Annotated in this window: 10 protein-coding genes; 8 read left to right on the forward strand and 2 right to left on the reverse strand. The window is 67.1% G+C overall.

All coding sequences use genetic code 11. The features are described from left to right. Window positions 1-20: 20 nt before the first annotated feature. The 3 genes from KY501_RS15070 to KY501_RS15080 all read left to right on the forward strand — a co-directional run bounded on the left by KY501_RS15070 (window position 21) and on the right by KY501_RS15080 (window position 4,218). Entirely contained in the window at window positions 21-2,027 is a 2,007-nt protein-coding gene (locus KY501_RS15070) for a DUF4139 domain-containing protein (RefSeq protein ID WP_224363640.1), read from the forward strand. A gap of 71 nt (window positions 2,028-2,098) precedes the next feature. Continuing rightward, window positions 2,099-3,574 (forward strand): SitA5 family polymorphic toxin, encoded by a 1,476-nt coding sequence (gene sitA5, locus KY501_RS15075; RefSeq protein ID WP_224363641.1) that lies wholly within the window; start codon window positions 2,099-2,101, stop codon window positions 3,572-3,574. An 11-nt stretch (window positions 3,575-3,585) separates the two neighbouring features. Beyond that, window positions 3,586-4,218: a hypothetical protein gene (locus KY501_RS15080; RefSeq protein ID WP_224363642.1), complete on the forward strand. Its 633-nt coding sequence runs from the start codon at window positions 3,586-3,588 to the stop codon at window positions 4,216-4,218. Between the two features lie 29 nt (window positions 4,219-4,247). Here KY501_RS15080 and KY501_RS15085 read toward each other — a convergent pair whose 3' ends face one another. Both KY501_RS15085 and KY501_RS15090 read right to left on the reverse strand, forming a co-directional pair. After that, window positions 4,248-4,634: a hypothetical protein gene (locus tag KY501_RS15085; RefSeq protein WP_224363643.1), complete on the reverse strand. Its 387-nt coding sequence runs from the start codon at window positions 4,632-4,634 to the stop codon at window positions 4,248-4,250. Continuing rightward, the gene (locus KY501_RS15090; protein WP_224363644.1) at window positions 4,631-14,434 is read right to left on the reverse strand and encodes a PKD domain-containing protein; all 9,804 of its coding nucleotides are present in this window, start codon (window positions 14,432-14,434) and stop codon (window positions 4,631-4,633) included. Before KY501_RS15090 ends, KY501_RS15085 begins: the two co-directional genes overlap by 4 nt. Before the next feature lie 113 nt (window positions 14,435-14,547). On the opposite strand from KY501_RS15090, the gene KY501_RS15095 reads away from it, so the two are divergent. The 5 genes from KY501_RS15095 to KY501_RS15115 all read left to right on the forward strand — a co-directional run bounded on the left by KY501_RS15095 (window position 14,548) and on the right by KY501_RS15115 (window position 22,024). Beyond that, window positions 14,548-16,689, forward strand: a complete 2,142-nt coding sequence (locus KY501_RS15095) for a serine/threonine-protein kinase (protein WP_224363645.1) — start codon at window positions 14,548-14,550, stop codon at window positions 16,687-16,689. A gap of 133 nt (window positions 16,690-16,822) precedes the next feature. Continuing rightward, a complete protein-coding gene (locus KY501_RS15100; RefSeq protein ID WP_224363646.1) occupies window positions 16,823-18,337 on the forward strand; it encodes a GspE/PulE family protein in 1,515 nt (504 codons plus the stop codon). 24 nt (window positions 18,338-18,361) lie between these two features. Then, window positions 18,362-19,096 (forward strand): PEGA domain-containing protein, encoded by a 735-nt coding sequence (locus KY501_RS15105; RefSeq protein WP_224363648.1) that lies wholly within the window; start codon window positions 18,362-18,364, stop codon window positions 19,094-19,096. Window positions 19,097-19,127: 31 nt separating this feature from the next. Then, window positions 19,128-20,201: a metallophosphoesterase family protein gene (locus KY501_RS15110; RefSeq protein WP_224363650.1), complete on the forward strand. Its 1,074-nt coding sequence runs from the start codon at window positions 19,128-19,130 to the stop codon at window positions 20,199-20,201. Further along, window positions 20,198-22,024: a metallophosphoesterase family protein gene (locus KY501_RS15115; RefSeq protein WP_224363652.1), complete on the forward strand. Its 1,827-nt coding sequence runs from the start codon at window positions 20,198-20,200 to the stop codon at window positions 22,022-22,024. The genes KY501_RS15110 and KY501_RS15115 overlap by 4 nt, the downstream gene beginning before the upstream one ends. Window positions 22,025-22,027: the final 3 nt, after the last annotated feature.

Raw genomic sequence — 22,027 nt, forward strand, 5'->3', positions numbered from 1 at the left:
TCAATCTCCTGGAGGCTCTCATGTCCGCCGTTCTGCCCATCCGCCGAGTCGTCCTCTACAAGCACGGGGTGGGGTATTTCGAACGCAAGGGGAAGGTGACGGGGAGCGAGTCGCTGAGCCTGGACTTCAAGGCTCGGGACATGAACGACGTGCTCAAGTCGATGACGGTGCTGGACTTGTCGGGGGGCTCGGTGTCGGCGGTGAGCTACGACTCGACGAAGCCGCTGGAGCAACTGCTCCAGGAGGCCACCATCCGCATCCCCGAGTCCGGCAGCCTCACGGCGCTGTTGGGGCAGATCAAGGGCGCGCGGGTGCGCGCACGGGTGGGCGGCAAGGAGAGCGTGGAGGGCATCATCGTCGGGCTGGAGTCGCTGCAGATGGTGGAGGGCAAAGCTTCGGTGGTGCGGCCCTTCTTGTCACTGTTGGTGGGGAGCTCGCTGCGGACGTTCGATGTGCTGGAGATTGCGGAGCTGGAGTTCCTGGACGAGGCGGTGCGCAAGGATCTCGAGTTCTACCTGGCCACGGTGTTGAGCTCGTACAAGAAGGACAGCAAGCGGATGTCCATCCTCACGGCGGGAGAGGGCGAGCGGGAGCTGTTCGTCAGCTACGTGCTGGAGTCGCCGGTGTGGAAGACGAGCTACCGCATCCTCCTGGAGGAGAAGGAGCCGCCGCTGCTGCAGGGCTGGGCGCTGGTGGACAACACGGGGGACGAGGATTGGGTGGACGTGGACCTGGCGCTGATTGCGGGGCTGCCGGTGTCGTTCGTGCATGACTTGTACAACCCGCGCTACTTGCGGCGCCCGGTGGTGGAGGTGCGGACGGAGGCGGCCGCCGCGCCGGTGATTCCCGAGGAGTCCTTCGGGGGGGCGAGGGCGGAGGTTCTTGCCGATGAAGGGGGGGATGGCGCCATGTACAGCGCCGCACCTGCGGCAGCCGAAGCGCCGATGACGATGACGATGGCCGGGCCAGGCTCCGGAGCGCTGAGGCAGAGGCTGATGCGCGAGGTGGCGGAGAAGAGCGTGCAGGTGAAGACGCTGACGAAGGAGGTGGGGGACCTGTTCGAGTACCGGGTGGATCATCCGGTGACGGTGCATCGCAATCAGAGCGCGCTGGTGCCGATCCTCCAGCGGCCGTTCGAGGGGCGGCGGGTGCTGCTCTACAACCGGGCCACGCGGGAGAAGAACCCGATGGCGTGCATCGAGCTGAAGAACACCACGGGGCTGACGTTGGAGGGGGGGCCGGTGACGGTGATGGAGGCGGACACGTACGTGGGCGAGGCGATGCTCGATACGATGAAGCCGGACGACACGCGGTTCGTGCCCTACGCGGTGGAGTTGAGCTGCACGGTGGCGGTGGAGGAGTCGACGGAGGACGGGCCGGTGTTCCGGTCGGTGGTGAACCGTGGGGTGTTGGTGGTGGAGCACTACCTGTTGCGGCGCGCGAAGTACGTGGTGCGCAACAAGGGGAAGCGGCCGGCGACTCTGTTCCTGGAGCACCCGCGCTCGGTGTGGGAGCTGAGGGAGACGCCGGAGCCAGCGGAGACGACAGAGGGCTTCCTGCGCTTCAAGCTGGAGCTGGCGGCGGGGGAGAGCCGGGAGTTTCCGGTGACGGAGCGCACGCGCGGGGTGGTGCAGTACTCGTTCAGCAGCATCAGCTCGACGGAGGAGATCTTCTTCTACCTGAGGAAGAGCTACATCGATCAGAAGTTGGGGGATGCACTGAAGGAAGTCATCGCGCTGAAGGAGCGGGTGGTGGCGCTGGGGCAGGAGGAGCGGCGGCTGACGGAGGAGCGGGAGCAGCTGTTCAAGGACCAGGAGCGCATCCGGTCGAACATCGAGTCCTTGAAGAGCGGTGCATCGCAGCGGGAGCTGGCCGAGCGCTTCGTGGCGAAGCTGAGTGAGCAGGAGAACCGGCTGGACGCGATCAGCGTAGAGCTGGAGAGGCTGGCGAAGGAGCGCAAGGCGGCCAACGACGAAGTCACGCGCCGCATCCAGTCGTTCAGCTACACCGCCGAGTTCGAGCGCTGAGGCGTAGGCATCCGTGCTGGGAGGGTCTGTGCGTGAGGCTGATTCCCTCCACGAGGCTCTAGGAGGTGACCATGAGAAGACGCGAATGGGGCGCACTGTTCCTGGTATGGCTGACCGCTTGCGCTGGCTCGCCCCAGAGATCAGCCACGAGTCTGGACCCATATGAGGCGGAGCTGAAAGCCCTCCGCTACGAACTGCAAGTGCTCACTTCGGGTGCAGTGGATACCGAGCCGGTGGAGGTGGACGAGGACGATTTCCAGGGAGCCGCGTCGGTGCTGGCCCGCCATGTGCCAGCTTCCGAACGGCCCCGAGAGACAGCACGCTGGCTGATGGAGGAGGAACTCCAGGCCGATCTGCTGGCGGAGGTGGAGTACGGGCGCGTGGTGCGGCTGGTGCCACTGGAAGAGGACAGCTCCCTGTCCGTCGCCTCGAACGCGAAGCTGCTGGTCGGCTATCAGCACCTGTGCGCGGAACAGTACGAGGGAGGCGATTGTCTGGGGCTGACTGCGGACGGACCCGTCCTGGACAGGGACGACCGGCGCACCCTGGCGCTAGCCTTCGCCTTCGGCGGGGTGCTCCAGGAGACGCGCGCGTCGCTCAAGCAGATGGTGAGTTTGCGGGCGGTGCTGGCGCTGGTGGTTGGCGCGGCCATGCTCTACTTCATGCTCTGGATCGTGCCCGAGCCCGTGACGAAGGGCGTGGCCGCGCTGATCTCCATCGGTCTCCTGGCGTGGCTGGGAGCCCAGACGCTGTGGGAGCTGATGGACGGGTGGGGGCGGCTGGTGACGGAAGCGGACCGGGCCACCACCTTCGAGGAACTGGAGAAATCCGGGCGGAAGTTCTCCAAGGTGATGGGGGAGAACACCGCGCGGGTGGTGGTGCTGGTGGTGACGGCTGCGGTGGGCGGGGGCGCGGCGCGGTTCTCACAAAGACTGCCGCTGATCCCCGGCTACGGGAGGGCGGCAGCTCAGGCTGAGGCACAGGGGATGAGGTTGGCAGCGGCGGGAGAGGTGGAGTCCGTGGCAGCCCCTGCCGAGGGCACCTTCACGCTGATGGTGCGCAGCCCCGGTAGCCAGGCTGCGGCGGCGGAGGCACGAGGAGGTGTCGTCACCATCATCCGTCACCAGGGAGGCAACCGGCAGGTGCTCTGCAATAACAATCAGCGCTGGCACGTGCCGGCGGGCAGGTCCATCAAGGACATTCCACCTAGAGACCCTGTCGGCGACGACCTTGTGGCTGCCGCCAAGGTGTATCGCGAGCAATGGGGCAGAGAAGATTTGAGCCGAGAGGCAGCACTGGCTATCACCAACGCCAGAGCCAAAGGGGAGCACTGGTTGGCGAATCTCCTGGAAGTCGAGGCCCGGGGGCGCTTTGTGCACGCTCAACTGAAGCTGAAGTTCCCGCACTTGAAGTGGAGTCACAAAGGCGTCGACGCAGTCGATCCGACCACTGGCATCAAGTACGAGATCCTCACCCGCACCGAATCGAACATGGCCAGACACGGTCGGCGTATGGCAGAGGAGTTGTTCCGGATGATCGGCTTCTGAGGGCAGAAGGCATGCATTCTGAATACCCCGACAACGTCATCATTCAAGACCAGACCCTGGAGGGTGAGCGGCTCGAGCTTGGCGCCAAGAACATCCGCTACTACCTAGGGCCCAACCTGGTACTGAGGCGCTGCACCCTCGTTCTTCGAGTGCCTTCCGATCTCCTTCATCTCCCCGGTCCACGGTTCATTGACTGCAACATCGAGGTCAAAAGGCAACTGAAGGAAGTGCGCTGGTACACAGCCCATCTGAAAGGCTGCCGTTTCACAGGGCGCCTCTTCTCCTGCGACTTCGGGCGCAGGAGGCCAGATCCCGCGCTTCCCTATGAAGACGTGGGGGGGATCGAGGACTGCGACTTCACTGCGGCGCATATCCATGGATGCCGGTTCGTCGGGTGTGATGCCAGCACCCTGAAGTTTCCTCGATGGCCTTACTTCACCATTCTGGAGCCCTACCGGAGGCGCGAGGAGTTCGCCTCCGTCGCCTGGCCGCGAGAGCTTCGTACTTCGTTCACCATCTTCGATATGTTCCCCGAGACAACCGCCGCCATTACTTACTCTGCGACGATCCTGGAGAAGGAGACGGGCGTCAGCGAAGACAGGATCAGGGCCCTGCTCAGAGGCCATGCCGACGTCATCTATTAGGTGGGCAATCTCCTTGTCTTCCAGCCGCCTCAGCTCTTCACGATTCGCAGCGTCACTGCAGCTTCTTGCTGCCGCGTGATGGGCACCAGCGCAGCGGCATCGCCCACTGGCTGCTCTTCCTTGAAGGCCGTCACCTCCACGTGGATGCGTTCGCCAGTCTCCGGGCCTGGCTCCAGGCCCAGCGTCAGGGGGAAGCGCTGCTCCGCAGTGAGCGAGTACTCCTTCTCGAGCAGGACGTTCGTACCGTCCTCGTCCGTCACGCGCACCTTCACCTTGTCCACGTCGTCCGGGATGCGCAGCGTTCCCTCGGGCCCCACGGCCTCGATCGTGAGGAACACCGCGCCCTTGCCGCATGCCCCGAGCACCAGCAGCCCGAGCACCACGCCTGCCCAACTGATCCGCGAGAGGGTCCTCACTTGAGCGGCTCCATTCCGAGCGTCCCGGGTCGGACCTCCGCGCTCCGGTTGAGCAGCACCGGCGTGGCCACCGCTGCTGCGGCTCCCACGCCCACGGCCGTCCAGAACACCCAGCTCTTGTACAGCGGCTGCGAGGCCGCGACCTCCACCGTCTCCATCGTCAGCTCCAGCGGCGTCTCCTCCGAGCCCACCGACGCCAGCAGCGCCCCGCTCGTGTCACGCGCTCGAACGAAGTACTCGATGGTCCGCTTGCCCGCCGGGCCCGGGAAGGCGTTGGGCACGTTGCCGGAGAAGGCTCCGTTCTCTCCGTGCGCCATCGCCATCTGCGAGTAGCCGCTCTTGCTCCCCCGTGGACGGTAGTGAAGCGTCATCGCCGTGACTCGCTCCGCGCCCACCACCACCGTCACGTCCACCGTTGTCGTCTCGCCGAGCATGCTGGGCTTGGGTGGCGCGTGCTGGAGCTTCACCGCCAGCCGCAACCGGTACGTCTTCTGCGCGTTCGCGAAATACGAGCGGATCTTCGGTGAGGCCCCACCCGTCAGCGCGTAGTCCGGCTTCAGCTCCAGGATGTGCAGGAAGGCTTCCTCTGCCTGGGCTGCGTCGTCGAAGGCGGAGTGGGTCAACGCCATGAGCTGGTAGATCTCGATGCGCTGCGCCTCGGTTACGCCCTTCACGGCGAGCGCGAACTCCAGCTTGGGGATGATCCCCTCGAACTGGAAGCCGAGGTAGAGCTGGCGAGCCTCTTCCAGGTACGGGTTGGGCGGGCCCTCGGTGGGGGCGGCGGCTTCCTCCTGAGGTGGCGCCGAGGGCGTCGTCTCGGGAGTCACCGGTGGAGGCTCATCCAGGGGCTGCGAGGGCTCCGGGCTCGCCTCTTCCACGGGAGGCATCGGCACTTCGACAGGGGCCTCCAGCGCGGGCTTCTTCTTCTTGCCCTTCTTGCCCGAGGCGGACTTGCCCGGAACGAGCTTGCCGGAGGGAGGCTTTCCGGGAGTGATCTTGCCGGTGGTGACGAGCTTGCCGGAGGTCGGCTTCTTCTTCCGAGTCTTGCTCTGCGTCTGCGTCGAGTCGATCTCGGCGCTTGCGAACCTGGGAGCCCAGGCCACTCCCAACATGAGGAGCACGGCCAGAGAGTGTCCCGCGGACACTCGCGCGGTTCGAGTCATCAGACCTCGTCTCCTTCCTCCAGCCACGAGCAGCAGCAGGATCGCCGCCAGCGGCAGGGGCGAGCTGCTCCCGACCCCGCAGCCCAGTCCACCCTTGGAGTCGGATCGGACCATCACCGTCACATAAGACGGTGCGCTGGTCAGATCCCCGTCTGAGACGCGCAGGCGGACCGTGTACGCCCCGGCCACCGTGGGCGTGAACGACGGCGTCGCGGTCGCGGCATCGTCAAGCGAGGGTTCGCTGCCCGTGGGGAAGCCCGACACCGTCCATTCGTACGTGAGCTTGTCGAGCGGATCCTGGTCGTGGCTCTTGCTACCGCTCAGCAGCACCTTCGCCCCCACCACCGCTTCCATATCTGCGTCCGTCACCGCCACGGGCGCCGTGTTGTCCGCGCCGTGCGTGCTCACCAGCACATCCACCTCGTCGGGCACGCTGGGAGTCTCTCCATCCCAGACGGTGAGGCGGAAGCGGTATCGGCCCTGTCCGGAGGGCTGGAACGACGGGTGCTCGCCAGCGCTGGTCAGCACCACCGGGCTGCCCCAGATCTGCTCCCAGACATAGCGCAGCGCGTTCCCGTCCGGATCCGAGGACCCCGAGCCATCCAGCGTCACAGGACCGCCGATCGTCACCTGCTGATCCGCTCCAGCACTAGCGAGCGGCGGATGGTTGGCCTCGGTCGTGACCTGCACGAGCACACCGGAGGGAGCCGAGCGGCCCTTGCCATCCGATGCGATGAGTTCGAACCGCACGAAGCCGGGCCGTGTCGGCGTGAAGGTGGGGCGGGAGGCGTGCGCGTCATCGAGCGTTGCGTGAGGCCCCGAGATCTGGGTCCACTCATAAGTGAGCACGTCGCCATCCGGATCCGTGCTGCGAGTTCCGTCGAGCTGGATCTCCGTGCCCACCACCGCGGAGCGATCAGAGCCAGCGCGGGCAATGGGACGGCGGTTCACCGCCGGGTCGTCAATCTCGAAGGAGACGGTGTCCTCGGCGCTGGTGACCTTGCCATCGCTCACCGTCAGGCCCATGACCACGGTGCCTGCTCCAGTGGCCCGGAAGGTGGGCGTGGCCAAGTTGGCGGGCACGGGAGGATCCGCGGGGCCCGAGACCCTCCGCCACGTGTACGTGAGCGCATCGCCGTCCACGTCGTAGCTGCCGCGGCCCTCGAGGGTGACGGGCTTGCCCAGCTCGCCCACACCGTCCGGCCCAGCGGAGGCGACAGGCTCGTGAGTCGTCACGTTGGGGTTGATGGCGAGCACCTCCGTGAATGCCGGGGCACTGGCCACCTCGCCATCGTTCACCACGAGGGTGAGGCCATAGCGCCCATCAACCGTGGGCGTGAGCCGGGCCGAGGGCTGATCCGCATCCGCCAGGGTGGCGTTGCTTCCGCCCAGCTCCACCGCCCAGTTCCACGTGAGCGCGTCTCCGTTCGGATCGTCGCTGCCGCTGCCATCGAGCGTCAGCTCCGAGCCCACCCGCACCACATGCCGCGCTGGCACAGATGCCCACGGAGCCACATTGCGGATCGTCACCGAGGTCCGCACCGGATCGCTCGGAGTGCTGCTGGAGGTGGCGACGAGCTCGAAGGTGTACGTGCCAGCACGAGCCCCCAGGAACCACGCCGTGGCCTGGCCCGCCTCCTTCAGCTCCACGGGCACTCCGTCCACCTGGGTCCACTGGAAGGCCGGTGTCCGGCCCAGCGGATCCGTCGCGGAGCCCACGAGCGTCACCCGTCCCGGAGGCAGCGTCCGGTCCGAGGGCGCCGCGGCCGTGGGCTTCGGATCTGGGATGTCGATGAACACCTCATCCGTTGACGAGCTCTCGCCATCGCCCACGGTGAGCGTGAGGGTGTGCTTGCCCACGGGCAGGTCGACGCTGGCGCGAGCACCCCGGCCGAGGACCGTCGAGCCCTCGGACCACGCGTAGTCGAGCACGTCTCCATCCGCATCCAGCGAGCCCGTGCCATCCAGCGTCACACGCACCACGGCCGCAGTGGGCGGAACGGTCTGATCCAGACCCGCGTTGGCCACGGGGGGCGAGTTCTCGATGAAGACGGGGCTCGACACCTCGGCGGTGCCGTAGTCGGTGCCATCCTTGGGCCGCACCCGGTAGTACCAGACCTCGCGCTTGCGAGTGGCCGACGCGGGGACCACGGTCTGGTCGAGCAACGAAGGCTGTTCGAGGCCATTGCGGTACCAGCGGATCTCCGAGCCTGACTGCCGGTCTCCATCCGCATCCGCATAGGTGAAGGTGGCCGTGAGCACATCGTCCGTGAGCGGCTGCGACGGGCTGACGGTGGCACTGGACGCGGAAGGCGCCGTGTTGCCAATCACCACCGGAGCGGAGGTCTGCTTCGCACCAAACGCAACGCCATCCTTCGGACGCACGCTGAAGCTCCAGGCCTCGCCCTTTCGAGCAGTGCCCGCAGGCACCGAGCGCGTGTCATTGAGAGTCACCACGGGCTTGCCATCGCGGTACCACTCGAGCTCGCTGCCGGACTCGGCATCTCCATCCGGGTCGCTATAGAGGTAGTTGGCCTGGAGCACATCCTGGGCGGTGGGAGAGAACGGGGTGATCTGCAGCGCCGTGGCCACGGGGGCGGAGCTGCCCACGATGACGGAGGTGGACGTCACCAGCGTGCCGAAGGCCACACCGTCCTTGGGCTTCACGGTGAAGTACCAGGTTTCTCCGGCCTTGGCGGTGCCCGCGGGGACGGTGGGCTGCCCGAGGAGCGCGGTCTGCTCCGCGCCGTTCTTGTACCAGCGCAGCTCGGTGCCCTGCTGCGCGTCATCGTCCGCATCCGAGTACGTGTAGCTGGCCACCAGCGCATCCGTCGCCCGGGGAGACAGCGGCGACAGGTTCACGTTGGTCGCCCTGGGAGGCGTGTTGAGGATGAGCGCGGGCGCGCTGGTGGCGAGCTGACCGAAGTCCGTGCCGTCCTTGGGCTTCACGGTGACGTACCAGCTCTCTCCCTTGGTGGTGGCGCTGGCCGGCAGCGTCTTGAGCCCGAAGTACGTGGGAGCCTCCACGCCGTTCTTGAACCAGCGCGTCTCCGTGCCCGACTCCGCATCCCCATCCGCGTCGAGGTACGTGTACGTGGCCACCAGGTTGTCATTCGTCCCAGGCTGGGTGGGCTGGATGGAGAGGCTGCTCGCGAGCGGAGCGCTGTTGGCGATGGAGACCTCCGCCGAAGTCTGTGGCGTGCCGAAGTCCGTGCCGTCCTTGGGGCGCACGGAGAAGGACCAGCGCTCGCCCTTGGCAGTGACGCCCGCGGGCACCGAGGCTGCGCCGAAGAGGGACGTCTGCTCCACGCCGTTCTTGAACCAGCGCAGCTCGCTGCCAGCCTGGGCATCCGCGTCCGCATCGGCGTAGGAGTACGAGGCCGTCAATGCATCGCCCGCGTTGGGCGTGGCGGGTGTGATGGAGAGGCTCGTGACGACGGGCGGCGAGTTCAGGATCGTCACCGTGTTGGACGTCACCGTGGAGCCGGTCGCCGTGCCATCCGAGGGCGCGACGGTGAACTTCCACGCCTGTCCCTTGGCCAGCTTGGAGGGAGGCACCGTGAGCGCATTGCGCAGCGAAGTGTCTTCCACGTTGTTCTTGAACCACTTCACGCTGGAGCCGGACTGCGCATCGCTGTCCGCATCCGTGTACTTGTACGAGGCCGTCAGCGTGTCGGTGGCGCGCGCGCTGGCCGGAGCGAGCACGGCCTGGGAGGCCACGGGTGCGGTGTTGACGATCGTCACCACGGAGGAGGTGGCCACCGTGCCGAAGTCCACGCTGTCCCGGGGGCGAACGGTGAAGTACCAGCTCTGCCCCTTGGCGGCGGTCCCCGCGGGGACGGTGCGCAGGTTGGCCAGAGAGGTCTGCTCCACGCCGTTCTTGAACCAGCGGATTTCGCTGCCGCTCTCGGAGTCGTTGTCCGCGTCGGAGTAGGTGTAGCTGACAACGAGCGCATCCGTGGTCTTGGGCGAAGCCGGCGTCACGGTAGGAGTGCTCACGGCCGGAGCGGTGTTGCCCACCGTCACGGAAGGCGCCGTCTGGAGCACGCCGCACACGGGCGTGTTGTCGCAGGGGCGGACGGTGAAGTACCAGATGTCGCCCTTGGTGGTGGCGCTGGCCGGCACCGTCTTCAGATTGAGGTAGGCCGTCTGCTCCACGCCGTTCTTGAACCAGTGGAACTGACTGTTGGTCTCCGGCTGGTTGTCCGGGTCCGAGTACGTGTAGCTCGCGGTGAGCACGTCATCGGTGCGCGGAGGGCTGGGCGTGATGCGGACGTTGGTGACGGTGGGAGCGGAGCTGCCCACCACCACGGTGGTGGACGTGACGAGTGTTCCCAGGTCTGCGCCGTCCTTGGGGCGCAGCGTGTAGTACCACTGGTCGTTCAGCGTGAACGGCCCCGTCACCGTGCGCAGATCGTTCAGCGAAGTCTGGAGGGTGCCGTTGCGATACCACCGGATCTCCGAGCCCAGCTCCGAGTCGTTGTCCGGATCCGCGTACGTATACGAGACGCTGAGGTTGGAGCTGGAGCTGGGCGAGGCGGGGGTGATCTGCACGCTGCTCGCGGAGGGAGGCGTGTTGGCGATCGTCACCACGGGAGAGTTCACGCTGGCGCCCAGGCTGGTGCCGTCTCCGGGGCGCACGGTGAAGTACCAGACCTGGCCCTTGACCGTGGCGGATGCGGGCACGGTGAGCTGGTTGAGCAGCGAGGTCTGCTCCACGCTGTTGAGGAACCAGTGGATCTCGCTGCCGCTCTCGGTGTCATTGTCCGCGTCCGAGTAGCCGTAGCTGGCGGTGAGGAGATCGGCCGTTCTGGGAGACGAGGGCGAGATGGTGGGCGTCGCCGCGACCGGCGCCGTATTGAGGATGGTGACCGTGGGAGACGTCTCCAGCCGGCCGGGCTCCAGGCCATCGCGAGCGCGGACCGTGAAGTGCCATTGCTCGTCGCGAGTCGTCGCCGACGCGGGAACCGTCAGCACACCGAAGTAGGCCACCTGCTCCGTGCCGTTCTTGAACCAGCGCACCTCGGTGCCGCTCTGCGCGTCGCCATCGGCGTCCTGGTACGTGTACGTGCCGACGAGGGTGTCCGTGGTCGTCGGGGCGGCAGGGTTCAGCGTGAGCGGAGCAGCGGTGGGGCGGTTGTTCGCGAGATAGACGACGACGCGGTGGTTGCTGGTATCGGCCGCGTAGAGGTTGCCCACGGCGTCGATGGCCACGCCGCGCAGGGTGCACAGGGACGCGGGGCCCAGGCCGCCCGCGTTGCACGAGTTCCCCGTGGAAGTGGACTGGCCGAAGAGCCGGTCCGCGCTCACGTCGGTGGAACGCGGCGAGTTGTACTGGACGACGCGATCCGAGTCCCGGTCAGCGACATAGAGGTTGCCGGCCGAGTCCACGGCAGCGCTCCAGGGGGCGCACAGGCCGGTCTGGCTCGCGGAGCACGAGGCGCTGGTCATCGACGACTGGCCCACCACGAGATCCGCGACGGTGTCCGAGGAGCGTGGCGCGTCGTACTCGAGGACGCGGTGGTTGTCGCTGTCGGCCACGTACAGCCGCAGGGAGGAGACGCTGGTGTCCAGCGCGAGCTGGTTGGGTCCGCACAGCGAGCTGGCCGAGCGACCGCTCCGGTTGCAGGTGGCGGTGGAGAATCCGCCCGCTTGCCCGAACACCGCGTCCGCGGTCACATCGGTGCTCCAGGGGTCGGAGTACACGAGGACGCGGTTGTTGTCGTGGTCGGAGACGAACAGGTCATTGGCGGGGCTCACCGTGGCGCCGGAGGGGTTGCACACGGTGATGGCGCTCGGGCTGGAGAGGGCGCGGTTGCACGAGCGCGAGGTGTAGTCCGCTTGGCCGATCACCTTGTCCGCGACGGTGTCGGTGGTGAAGGGCGCGTTGTAGAGGAGGACGCGGTGGTTCGAGGTATCGGTGACGTAGACGCGGCCGGTGGAGTCCACGGTGACGGCGTTGGGGCTGCACAGGCTGGAGGCGGAGACGCCCTGGCTGTTGCAGCCCGAGGTCAGCAGATCCGGCTGGCCCAGCACGAGGTCCGCGGGAGAGCCGGTCTGGAAGGCGGTGACATCCGCCCAAGCGAGCACGCGGCTGTTGGAGGTATCCGCCACGTACAACCGGTTGGGCGTCACCGACGTGTCGATGGCCACCGAGGTGGGCGAGGACAGGCCCGTGCCATCCACGAGGTTGGAGCCGGTGAAGCGGAAGCCGGTCTGCCCGAGCACCGCGTCGGCCACCAGGTCCGTGGACAGGGGCGTGGTGTAGCGCAGCAGCCGGTGGTTGCCGCCGTCCACCACATACACGTTGCCGGTGGAGTTGACGGTGATGCCCTTCGGGTTGCACAGGGTGAGCGCGGAGGCGCCGCCGCTGTTGCAGGTGCTGCCGGTGAAGACCGTCTGCCCGAAGACACGGTCGGCCACGGTGTCGCCGCCGGTGGCGAACGGCGCGTTGTACTCGAGCACGCGGGCGTTGGTGTCGGAGACGTAGAGGTTGCCCGCCGCATCGCTCGTCATGTCCGCGGGGGTGCACAGACTGGAGGCGCCCAGGCCCGCGCCGTTGCAGACGCCCTTGGTGAAGTCAGCCTGGCCGAAGACGCGATCCGCGGCCTGCCCGTTGGTGAAGGTCACCGAGTTCCACGCCAGCACGCGGCTGTTGGACGCATCCGCCACATAGAGCCGGTTGGGCGAGGAGGAGCGATCCACATGCACCCCGGCGGGAGCGTTGAGGCCCTGGTTGTCGATGGAGTTGCGAGCGGTGTTGGCGAAGTCCGTCTGCCCCAGGACGCGATCCGGGGTGGTGTCATTGCCGGTGGCGAAGGGCGCGTTGTAGCCCAGCACGCGGTGGGCGGAGGTGTCCGAGACGTAGAGGTTGTTGGAGGCATCCACCGCCACGGAGGGAGCCGAAGTCAGCAGACAGGTGGCGGAGATGGTGGAGCACCCGCTGGAGCTCGAGGTGAAGCTGGACTTGCCCACCAGCTTGTCCGCCACGGTGTTGGTGGTGAGCGGCGTCTGGTAGCCGAGCACGCGCGAGTTGCCCTCGTCCCCCACCCAGACGTTGCCCGAGCCGTCCACTGCGACCGAGCCCGGATTGCACAGCGAGGAGCTGGTGAGGCCCGCGGCGTTGCACGTGCCCACTGTCATGCTCGCCTGGCCGAACACGAGATCCGCGATCGTGTCCCCGGAGGCATACGTGTACACCAGCACGCGTGAGTTGCCGTAGTCGGCGATGAAGACGTTGCCGGCCGCATCCACCGTCACCCCGCGCGGGGTGCACAGCGTGCCGGAGCCGAGGCCGCCCGTGTTGCAGCCAGTGTCCGTGGGGTTGGCCTGGCCGAACCCATCATCCGCGACGGTGTCTCCCGCCCGTCCGCCCTCGTAGTAGAGCACCCGGCTGTTGCTGGTGTCGGCGATGAGGAGGTTGCCCGCCGAGTCCAGCGCCACGCCCCAGGGGCCGCACAGCGTGGCCTCGGACGCGCCTCCGTTGTTGCACGTCGCGCCGGTGAAGGAGGCCTGTCCCCATACCTTGTCGGCCAGCTTGTCACTGGCGAAGGGCGTGTCGAAGACGAGCACGCGGTTGTTGTTGGTGTCAGCGACGAAGAGGTTGCCCGCCGCATCCACCGTCAGGCCGCGAGGGAAGCACAGCGTGCCGGCCCCGATGCCCCCCGTGTTGCATCCGCTGGACGCCGCGTCCGGCTGCCCGAGGATCCGGTCCGCGGGGGCACCGTTGGAGAAGGCCGTGGCGTTGCTCCAGCCGAGCACGCGGTGGTTGTCCGTGTCCGCCACATAGATGCGATTGGGCGTGACGCTCCGATCGATGGCCAGCCGGGACGGGTTGGACAGGCCGCGCGAGTCCACGATGTTGGGCAGGTTGCCCGCCATGCCCGTCTGCCCGAGCACCGCGTCCGCCACCACGTCCGTGAGCGGTGCGTTGAAGCGCAGCACCCGGTGGTTGCCCTGGTCCGTGACATACAGATTGCCCGAGCCATCCAGTGACAGCCCCACCGGCGTGCACAGGGTGGAAGCGCTGGGTGTGCCTCCCAGGTTGCAGGTGGCCGTGAGCATGTTGCCGCCCTGGCCGTAGACCCGGTCCGCCCCCAGGTCCATGGTGAAGGGCGAGTCGAACTCGAGCAGCCGGTTGTTGCCGCTGTCCGCCACGTACAGATTTCCGGCCGCGTCCACCTCCACCGCCTTCGGATTGCACAGCGAGGTGGCGCTCACGCCCGTGGCGTTGCAGGCGCCTCGGTACGGGTCGCTCTGCCCGAGAATCTTGTCCGCCGGAGCCCCGTTGGCGAACGCGGTGGCATCCGCCCAGGCGAGCACGCGGCTGTTGGAGGTGTCCGCCACATACACGCGTGGCGGGCTCACGCTGGTGTCCAGCGCCACCCCCTCGGGTGCATTCAGGCCTCGGCCATCGAGCAGGTTGACGGCGTTGAAGGTCGCCGTGGTCTGCCCGAGGAAGAGGTCTCCCACGTTGTCGATGGGCAGGCGCAATCCCTGGCGGGTGGTCGCCAGGGAGGAGGGCAGCGGCTCGGGCTCGGGGGGCTCGGGAGGCTGCTGGCAGGCAGCACTGAGCAACACGAGCATGGGCAGCAGCAGGCGCGCGCTCGGGCTGAGGGCGCGGAGGGATGAAGCCATGGGGGGACCGTGGGTAGGGCGGATGGGAACAACCTACCGCAGTCGGGTGGGGACGCGCCTCCCCGGGTCGGATTGTGCTCGGGGCCCCCCGTTCCGATACAGTGATGTTCCTCATGACCCAGCAGTTCGGAAAGTACCTGCTGCTCAAGCGGTTGGCGGTGGGCGGCATGGCGGAGATCTGGCTGGCCAAGCAGCTCGGGCTCCAGGGTTTCGAGAAGCTCGTGGTCGTCAAGCGCATCCTCGACCAGCACGCCACCGAGAGGGATTTCGTCCAGATGTTCCTGGACGAGGCGCGGCTGGCCGCTTCGCTCAACCACCCCCATGTGGTGCAAATCTATGACTTGGGTCAGGAGCAGGCGTCTTTCTATATCGCCATGGAGTTCATCGCGGGGCATGACCTCCTGGCCATCTTGCGCAAATGCAAGCACGCCCAGGCCCCGTTGCCCCCGCCCATCGCCGCGCGACTGATTGCCGGAGCGTGCGAGGGCCTCCACTACGCGCACACCCGCAAGGACAACGCTGGCAACCCGCTGAACATCGTCCACCGCGACGTGTCCCCCTCGAACATCCTCGTCACGTACGAGGGCGGGGTGAAGGTGGTGGACTTCGGCATCGCCAAGGCCGAGACGCAGAGCACCAAGACCGAAGGCGGGAAGATCAAGGGGAAGTTCAGCTACATGTCCCCCGAGCAGATTCGCTCGGTGGCGCTGGATGCGCGCAGCGACGTGTTCGCGCTGGGCATCGTGCTGTACGAAATCCTCGTGGGCCGGCGGCTCTTCAAGCGCGAGAACGAGCTGGCCATCATGCAGGACATCCTCGAGGGGGAGATTCGCCGCGCCTCGGAGCTGCGAGCGGATGTGCCTCCGGCGCTGGATGAGATTCTGGAGAAGGCGCTGCAGAAGGACCGGCGCCGCCGCTTCGCCAGCGCGCAGGAGATGCAGCTGGCGCTGGAGAAGTACCTGGCCAGCACGGCCGAGCCACCCACCAGCGTTCACGTCTCGCAGTTCATGCTCAAGCTGTTCGCCGAGGAGCACACCGCCTACCAGGCGCTCCTGCGCGAGCTGCCCACCGCTCGTCCGGAGCAGCTGGTCCACATCATCGAGCAGGGGCACCGCACCGGCACGGGCAACTCGCAGGTCTCCGGCTTCACGGATCCGGGGGCGGAGAAGGTGGACGGAGAGCATCGCACGGCGGTGCTGGATGCGGTGAAGCGGCCCTCGGAGCGAAAGAAGGTGGGGACCCTGGCCGCGCTCGCGGTGGCGGGGGTGGCGGCGCTGGCGGGCGTCGGCTTCGTGCTCACGCGCCCCTCCGCTCCGCCGCTGCCGGTGGAGGGAGAGCTGACGGTGGAGAGCGATCCGCCGGGGGCCGCGCTCGTGGTGGATGGCATCGCGTCGAAGGTGACGACGCCGGGCACGTTGCGGATGCTGGGGTTCGATCAGGACATCCACGTGCGAGTCGAGAAGGAGGGCCGCGAGCCTCGCGAGGTGACGGTGAGGCTCACCCGGCAGGCCGCGAGCAAGACCATCTCCGTGATGCTGCCTCCCGAGCAGGCGAAACCCGGGGCCATCTCGCTGGAGACGGAGCCGCCGGGGGCCTCGGTGGTGCTCGACGGGAAGCAGCTGGAGGGCACCACGCCGCTGACGCTGCCCGAAGTGGCCTCGGGAGTGGAGCACCTGATCCGCATCAGCCTCGCGGGCCATCAGGACGAGGCGGCCACGGTGAAGGTGGAGCCGGGTGCGACCGCCCCGGTGAAGCTCGCGCTGAAGGCCCTGCCGCCGCCCGAGCCCGAGCCCACGGCGGAGGCCATCTCCGATCCGCGAGGCAAGAAGGGCAAGAAGGAGCTCCTGACCGGTGAGGTGGAGATCTCCAGCACGCCGCCCGCGGACATCTTCCTTGGGAGCAAGAAGCTGGGGCACACGCCTGCGACGGTGAAGCTGCCGGTGGGCAAGGTGGCGCTCACCTTCGTCAACGCCGAGCTGGAGCTGCGCCAGACGACCTCGGTGAACGTGGATGCGAAGGGGAAGTCTCGTGCTGCTGTCGAGTTCCGGAAGGGGAAGATCGCCGCGGACGCCAGGCCGTGGGCGGATGTCTACATCGGCGAGCGGAAGCTGGGCACCACGCCACTGGCGCCGCGCGAGGTGTACGAGGGCAGCTACACGGTGCGTCTGGTGAACAGCGAGTTGGGCGCCATCAAGGCGGTGAAAGTGGTGGTCGAGCCGGGCCGGACCACCGTCGTGCGAGAGCAGCTCCAGTAGCCTTTTGATCCGGGAGGGCGGGTTTTCCCCCCGCCCTTCTTGGGTGGGAGGGTCGACGACTGCCTGTCTGGTTGGCCCGAGTGGAACGGCGGCCACCCGGGTGGTAGGGTTTTGTCACCTCATGACTGCGTTGATGAGCAAGGCCACTCGCGGGATGTGGACCCTCACGGGAGTGGTCCTCGTGGCGGGTGTCGGTTCCTTCCTCCTCCGGCACGTGCCCCTGGGCCTGGAGACTACGTTGAAGAGCGCGGGGACGTACCTGCACACGGCGCTCTCGCCCCTGGTGTTCCTCAGCGCGGGGTTGGCGATCGCACTGGGGGTGGGCTCTTCGCTGGTCACCGCGTACGCGCGCCGCGCGCCGCCGCCCATGGCGAAGCGCCCGGCACTGTCTCCGCTGGAGGTGGTCAACGAGGACGTGGCCATCCAGGTGCGCGAGATGCTGGTGGAGCTGGGCCAGTTCCTGCGCGGCGTGGCCACTTCGCCGGATCCGGACATCATCGTGTTCATGGAAACGCTGATGGACGGGGCGATCCGCCTGGGCGCCAGCGACGTGCACATCCATCCGCTGGAGGCGGGCACGCGCATCGCGTTCCGCGTCCACGGCGTGTTGGAGGAAGTGCTCACCTTCCCTCGCGAGCACCACCCGCGCCTCATCAACCGCATCAAGGTGCTGTCCAAGCTGACGCTGTACAAGCTGGACAAGCCCCAGGACGGACACTTCCCGCTCTCCACGCAGGAGGGGCCGGCGGACATCCGCGTCTCGGTGCTGCCCACCAACCACGGTGAGGCGGTGGCGCTGCGTATCGCGCGCACGGGCGTGAAGCTGCCGCAGTTGAGTGCGCTCGGGTTCCCCAGCGGGTTGCACGAGAAGTATCAGCAGATCCTCCAGCTGCCCCAGGGCGTCATCTTCGTGGCGGGCGCCACGGGCAGCGGCAAGACGACGTCGCTGTATGCCTCGTTGGGTTACATCAAGGAGTCGCGTGGCGCGCTCACACGCATCGCGACCATCGAGGATCCGGTCGAGTTCGACGTACCGCTCTTCGCGCAGACGCAGGTGAACGCCGAGCAGGGCTTTACGTTCGCACAAGGCCTGCGCTCGGTGCTGCGCCAGGATCCGAACGTCATCATGGTGGGTGAGATTCGCGATCCGGAGACGGGGCGCACGGCGATCCAGGCGGGCCTGAGCGGCCACCTCATCCTCACGACGATCCACGCGAACTCGGCCTCGGGCGTGTTCAACCGCCTCATCGAGATGGGCGTGGAGCCCTTCCTGTTGGCCTCCGCCACGGTGGCGACGATTTCGCAGCGTCTGGTTCGCGCGCTGTGTCCGCACTGCCGGACGCCCTCGCCCATCAGCCCCGAGGAGGCGGTCCGCCTGGACTCGGCGGGCCTGGAGCGCGGGACGTTCTATAGCGCGGTGGGCTGCCAGCGCTGTGGCGGCAGCGGGTATCTGGGGCGCACGGCCATCTACGAGATGCTGGCCGTCAGCCCGGCCATTCGCGACGGCATCAACGCCAAGATGCCGACGCCGCGGTTGCAGGAGATCGCCATGAAGGAGGGGATGGTGCCGCTGTTGGCGGCGGGGGTGGAGCGGGCGCGGGCTGGGGCGACGACGCTGCGCGAAGTGTTCCGGGTTGTCGGTGGTTGAGCCTGAGGGGCGGGGAGAAGAGACGTGAGCAACTCGCATCCATCCAAACCTGACTGGCCGTCTCCCCCGGTGGGTGGGCAGCCCCGAGACGAGCTCCAGGACGCCCTCATGGGCCGCACCCAGGAGACGGAGCACGTCCAGTCCCGGTTCTCCACCCTGCAGGGCCCGGGAGGAGACGAGGAGGGGCAGGGCAGCGCGCATCGCACCGGCTCGTCCGGAACGGTGTCGGTGCACCAGCAGCCGAGGGAGAAGATCGAGACGTTCCTGCCCTCGACGGAGGGGGGAGCGTGGCGGGTAGCGGCGGCGCTGAAGCTGGGCGCGGCGGGGTTCTCGCTGATGGCGGTGGCGCTGTTCGCGCTGCCGGAGCTCGACCGTTCGTTCCAGTTGCCCACCGCGCCCGAGACGGCGGAGGTCATCAAGACGACGTACAAGACGATCGCGCCGGCGCTGGACACGCCTGCGCCTTCCGCGGATCCGGATGAGGTCATCGCCGAGCAGACCACCACGTTCGACGGGGCGGCCATCCTGGTCGTGGAGTCCGAGGTGCCGAACGCGGCTGTGCGGGTGGACGGCAATGACCAGGGGAACACGCCTGTGTCGCTCACGCTGGACTGCCTCCCGGGCAAGCCCATCAAGGTCGAAGTGACGCGCAGGGGCTATGAGCGGGCGCAGCGGGTCACGTTCTGCCGTACGAACACGATGATCAAGTTGTATGCGCGGTTGAAGAAGATCGAGAAGAAGCCCGGCGCGCCGAAGTGAGCCGTGTCGGGCAGTTCATCCGAGACGACGTATGGCCACCCTTCGCATTCTCCACCTTTCCGACTTCCATCAAGGGCAGGGAGGGCAGCAGATCCTCTGGCCTCACGTGAGGGCAGAGTTCGAGAAGGACCTTGAGAAGCTCCACGTCCAGACCGGGCCGTGGGATCTGGTGCTCTTCACCGGGGACCTGACCCAGCGCGGGACGGAGGCGGAGTTCCAGGCGCTCGACCAGACGCTGAAGAAGCTCTGGGAGAAGTTCGCGACCCTGGGCTCCAACCCCGAGCTGTTGTTCGTTCCGGGCAACCACGATCTGCAGCGCCCGAAGTCGACTTCCTCGGTCGTGAAGGCGCTGACCCTCTGGAAGGAGGATGAGGAGATCCGGAATGCCTTCTGGAGCGAGCCCAAAGGGGAGTACCGGAAGGCTGTCGCTCGGGCCTTCGAGCCCTTCACGAAGTGGGCTCAGACGCGGTACGCCCTGGGAACGCTGGCGCCCAAGCAGGGGCTGCTGCCGGGAGACTTCTCGGCCACGGTGACGCGGAATGGTTTGAGCGTGGGGGTGGTGGGCCTCAACTCCTCTTTCCTGCAGCTCAGCGGCCGGAACTTCGATGGCGAATTGCACGTGGATGTCCGGCAGTTCAACGCCGTCTGTGACAACGATCCGGTGGGGTGGCTGGCGCGTCACCCGGTCTCGCTGCTGCTGACGCATCACCCGGTTTCATGGCTCAGCCCGGCGCCCAAGGCCGAGTTCCGGGAGATGATCGATCGGCCTGGGAACTTCCTGGCTCACCTGCATGGGCACATGCACGAGTCCACGGCTGTCTTCTCCAGCGAGGGCGCAGCCCGGCCTCGGCGCAGGCTGTGTGGCGCCTCGCTCTTCGGGCTGGAGGAGTGGGTGGATGCCCAGGGCAAGCACGTCCAGCGCATCCACGGCTACAGCGCCATCCAGATCGACGTGGACGGCACGCAGGGCAGGCTCACGATTTGGCCCCGGAGCCTCGAGCTCAACGTGAACTCGGGCCATCGGCGCATGGTGCCGGACCAGCGCCAGTATGACCTCGGAGATGACGGGTCCTTCTCCGTGGCGTTCGAGGTGGCAGCTCCTTGACCTCGTTCGGGCTGCTCCACCTGTCGGATCTGCACCTGGGGAATCCCGAGCGCGAGCCGTATTCCGCCCAGGATCAGGCGCGCTTTCTGGAGGACCTCCAGAAGGCGCACGAGCTTGTCGGCCTGTTCGATCTGGTCGTCATCAGCGGGAATCTCACCGACTCCGGTACTCCCGAGCAGTTCGCGCGAGTCGAGGGTTTCGTGCAGAAGCTCTGGGAACGGCTCGGGGAGCTGGGCTCTCAGCCGAAGCTGCTGACGGTTCCGGGCGAGCGCGACGTCCAGCTTCCCAGCGAGACCGACACCGAGGTCCTGGCCCTGGCGGCTTGGGAGAGCAACTCGAAGATCTCGGAGGTCTTCTGGAGCCAGGACGCGCACGCCATGCGCAAGAAGGTTACGGAGGTCTTCGCCCCCTACCAGTCCTGGCGAGCGACCGGCGAGAGGCCGCGAGGCCTGTCCCCCACCGAAGGACTGCTACCGGGTGACTGCTCGGCATTCCTGAAGAAAGGCGATGTGCAGCTGGGGCTGGTGGGGCTCAACACCAGTTTCCTTCAGCTCTGGGCAGAGCAGCGCTTCCGGATGGAGGTAGACCTCCGGCAGCTCAATGCGGTGTGCAGCCCTGATCCTCCGGCCTGGTTTGAGAAGCAGGATCTCACGCTGCTGATCACCCACGGGGCACAATCCTTGCTGAGCAAGCGCGCGCTGAGTGCCTACAAGGAGTTCATCTACCCGCCCGACCGCTTTGCGCTGCACCTGTTCGGGCGCTCGGACGAGTTGCCCAGGCTGGAGAGGCTGAGCGGTGCCGGGAGCCGCTGCTTTCTGCCGGGGTTGTCACTCTTTGGCCGAGGGGGGGCTTCGCGCGTTGGGTACCAGGTCGCCCGGATCGAGGTGGCTCCCACGGAGGTGCGCTTCCAGGTTCACACCCGGCTCGCCCAGAAGAACCTGAACGCTGGCTACACGCGCTTCGTGCTGGAGCCTGAGGTGTGGAAGGAATCCATTCCGCGTGTCCCTCGGAATGCGGCGCCTGTGCTCCCGGCCACGCCAGAGCCCATCCTCGATGAGGTGCTGAAGATCCTCGCGAGCATCGATAGGCCAGAGCCCCTCTGTCAGGCGCTCCAGGCGCTGGGGCAGGCACCTCCTGCTCAGCAGGAGGCGCTTCGCCGTGCGCTCGCCATGAAGCTGCTCCAACCCCAGGAGGCCTCGCTCGCCAGCATCAAGGAAGCATTTCAGGCTTTGTCTCCGCTGCAGCGCGTCCTCAGGGAGCAGTTCCTCCGGCTGCTGAAGTTGATCACCCCCTTCCGCTGGGTTCCGGCCAAGGCGGCGCGGATGCTCGCGGACGTGACCCAGCGTGCCCTGGAGCAGCGGGTCGTGGGGCTCAACGCGGAGGACCCGGACTTTACCGGGCGCATGTACGCATGCAGAGCGAACCCCGATGACACTCCTCACTGGGATCTCATCCTGCTCTCGAAGCTCTATGAGGGGTCCTTCGAGGAGATCCAGCGCCAGATCTACGATTGCTTGAAGTCTCGCTTCGATCTTGAGACGGATGCCGCGGTCGACGACGAACTGGGAATGCTGGAGGACACCTTCAAGACGGCGGTCTTGGTGCTGTTCTCGGCTCCCTCACTGTCACGGGGGGTCCTCCGGCAGCTCCAGCAACACTTCCGAACCCTGACGTTCCTGCTCTTCACCGGTACGGGAGAGCCTCCCGCGCCCGTGGATGTGCTCTTGCCTCGGCTGGATCCGAATCAGGAGCGCGAGGTGCAGAAGCTCCACCATGCCGCCAGACGGCTGATTGACAGGCAGCAAGCGCCTTCCAGAGGCTGAGCC

This window comes from Hyalangium versicolor, from assembly GCF_020103695.1.
Classification (GTDB): Bacteria; Myxococcota; Myxococcia; order Myxococcales; family Myxococcaceae; genus Hyalangium; species Hyalangium versicolor.

Coding starts and splice junctions, on each gene's coding strand:
- KY501_RS15070 (WP_224363640.1), top strand. CDS start 21: ATGTCCGCCGTTCTGCCCATCCGCCGAGTCGTCCTCTACAAGCACGGG.
- sitA5 (WP_224363641.1), top strand. CDS start 2,099: ATGAGAAGACGCGAATGGGGCGCACTGTTCCTGGTATGGCTGACCGCT.
- KY501_RS15080 (WP_224363642.1), top strand. CDS start 3,586: ATGCATTCTGAATACCCCGACAACGTCATCATTCAAGACCAGACCCTG.
- KY501_RS15090 (WP_224363644.1), bottom strand. CDS start 14,434: ATGGCTTCATCCCTCCGCGCCCTCAGCCCGAGCGCGCGCCTGCTGCTG.
- KY501_RS15095 (WP_224363645.1), top strand. CDS start 14,548: ATGACCCAGCAGTTCGGAAAGTACCTGCTGCTCAAGCGGTTGGCGGTG.
- KY501_RS15100 (WP_224363646.1), top strand. CDS start 16,823: ATGAGCAAGGCCACTCGCGGGATGTGGACCCTCACGGGAGTGGTCCTC.
- KY501_RS15110 (WP_224363650.1), top strand. CDS start 19,128: ATGGCCACCCTTCGCATTCTCCACCTTTCCGACTTCCATCAAGGGCAG.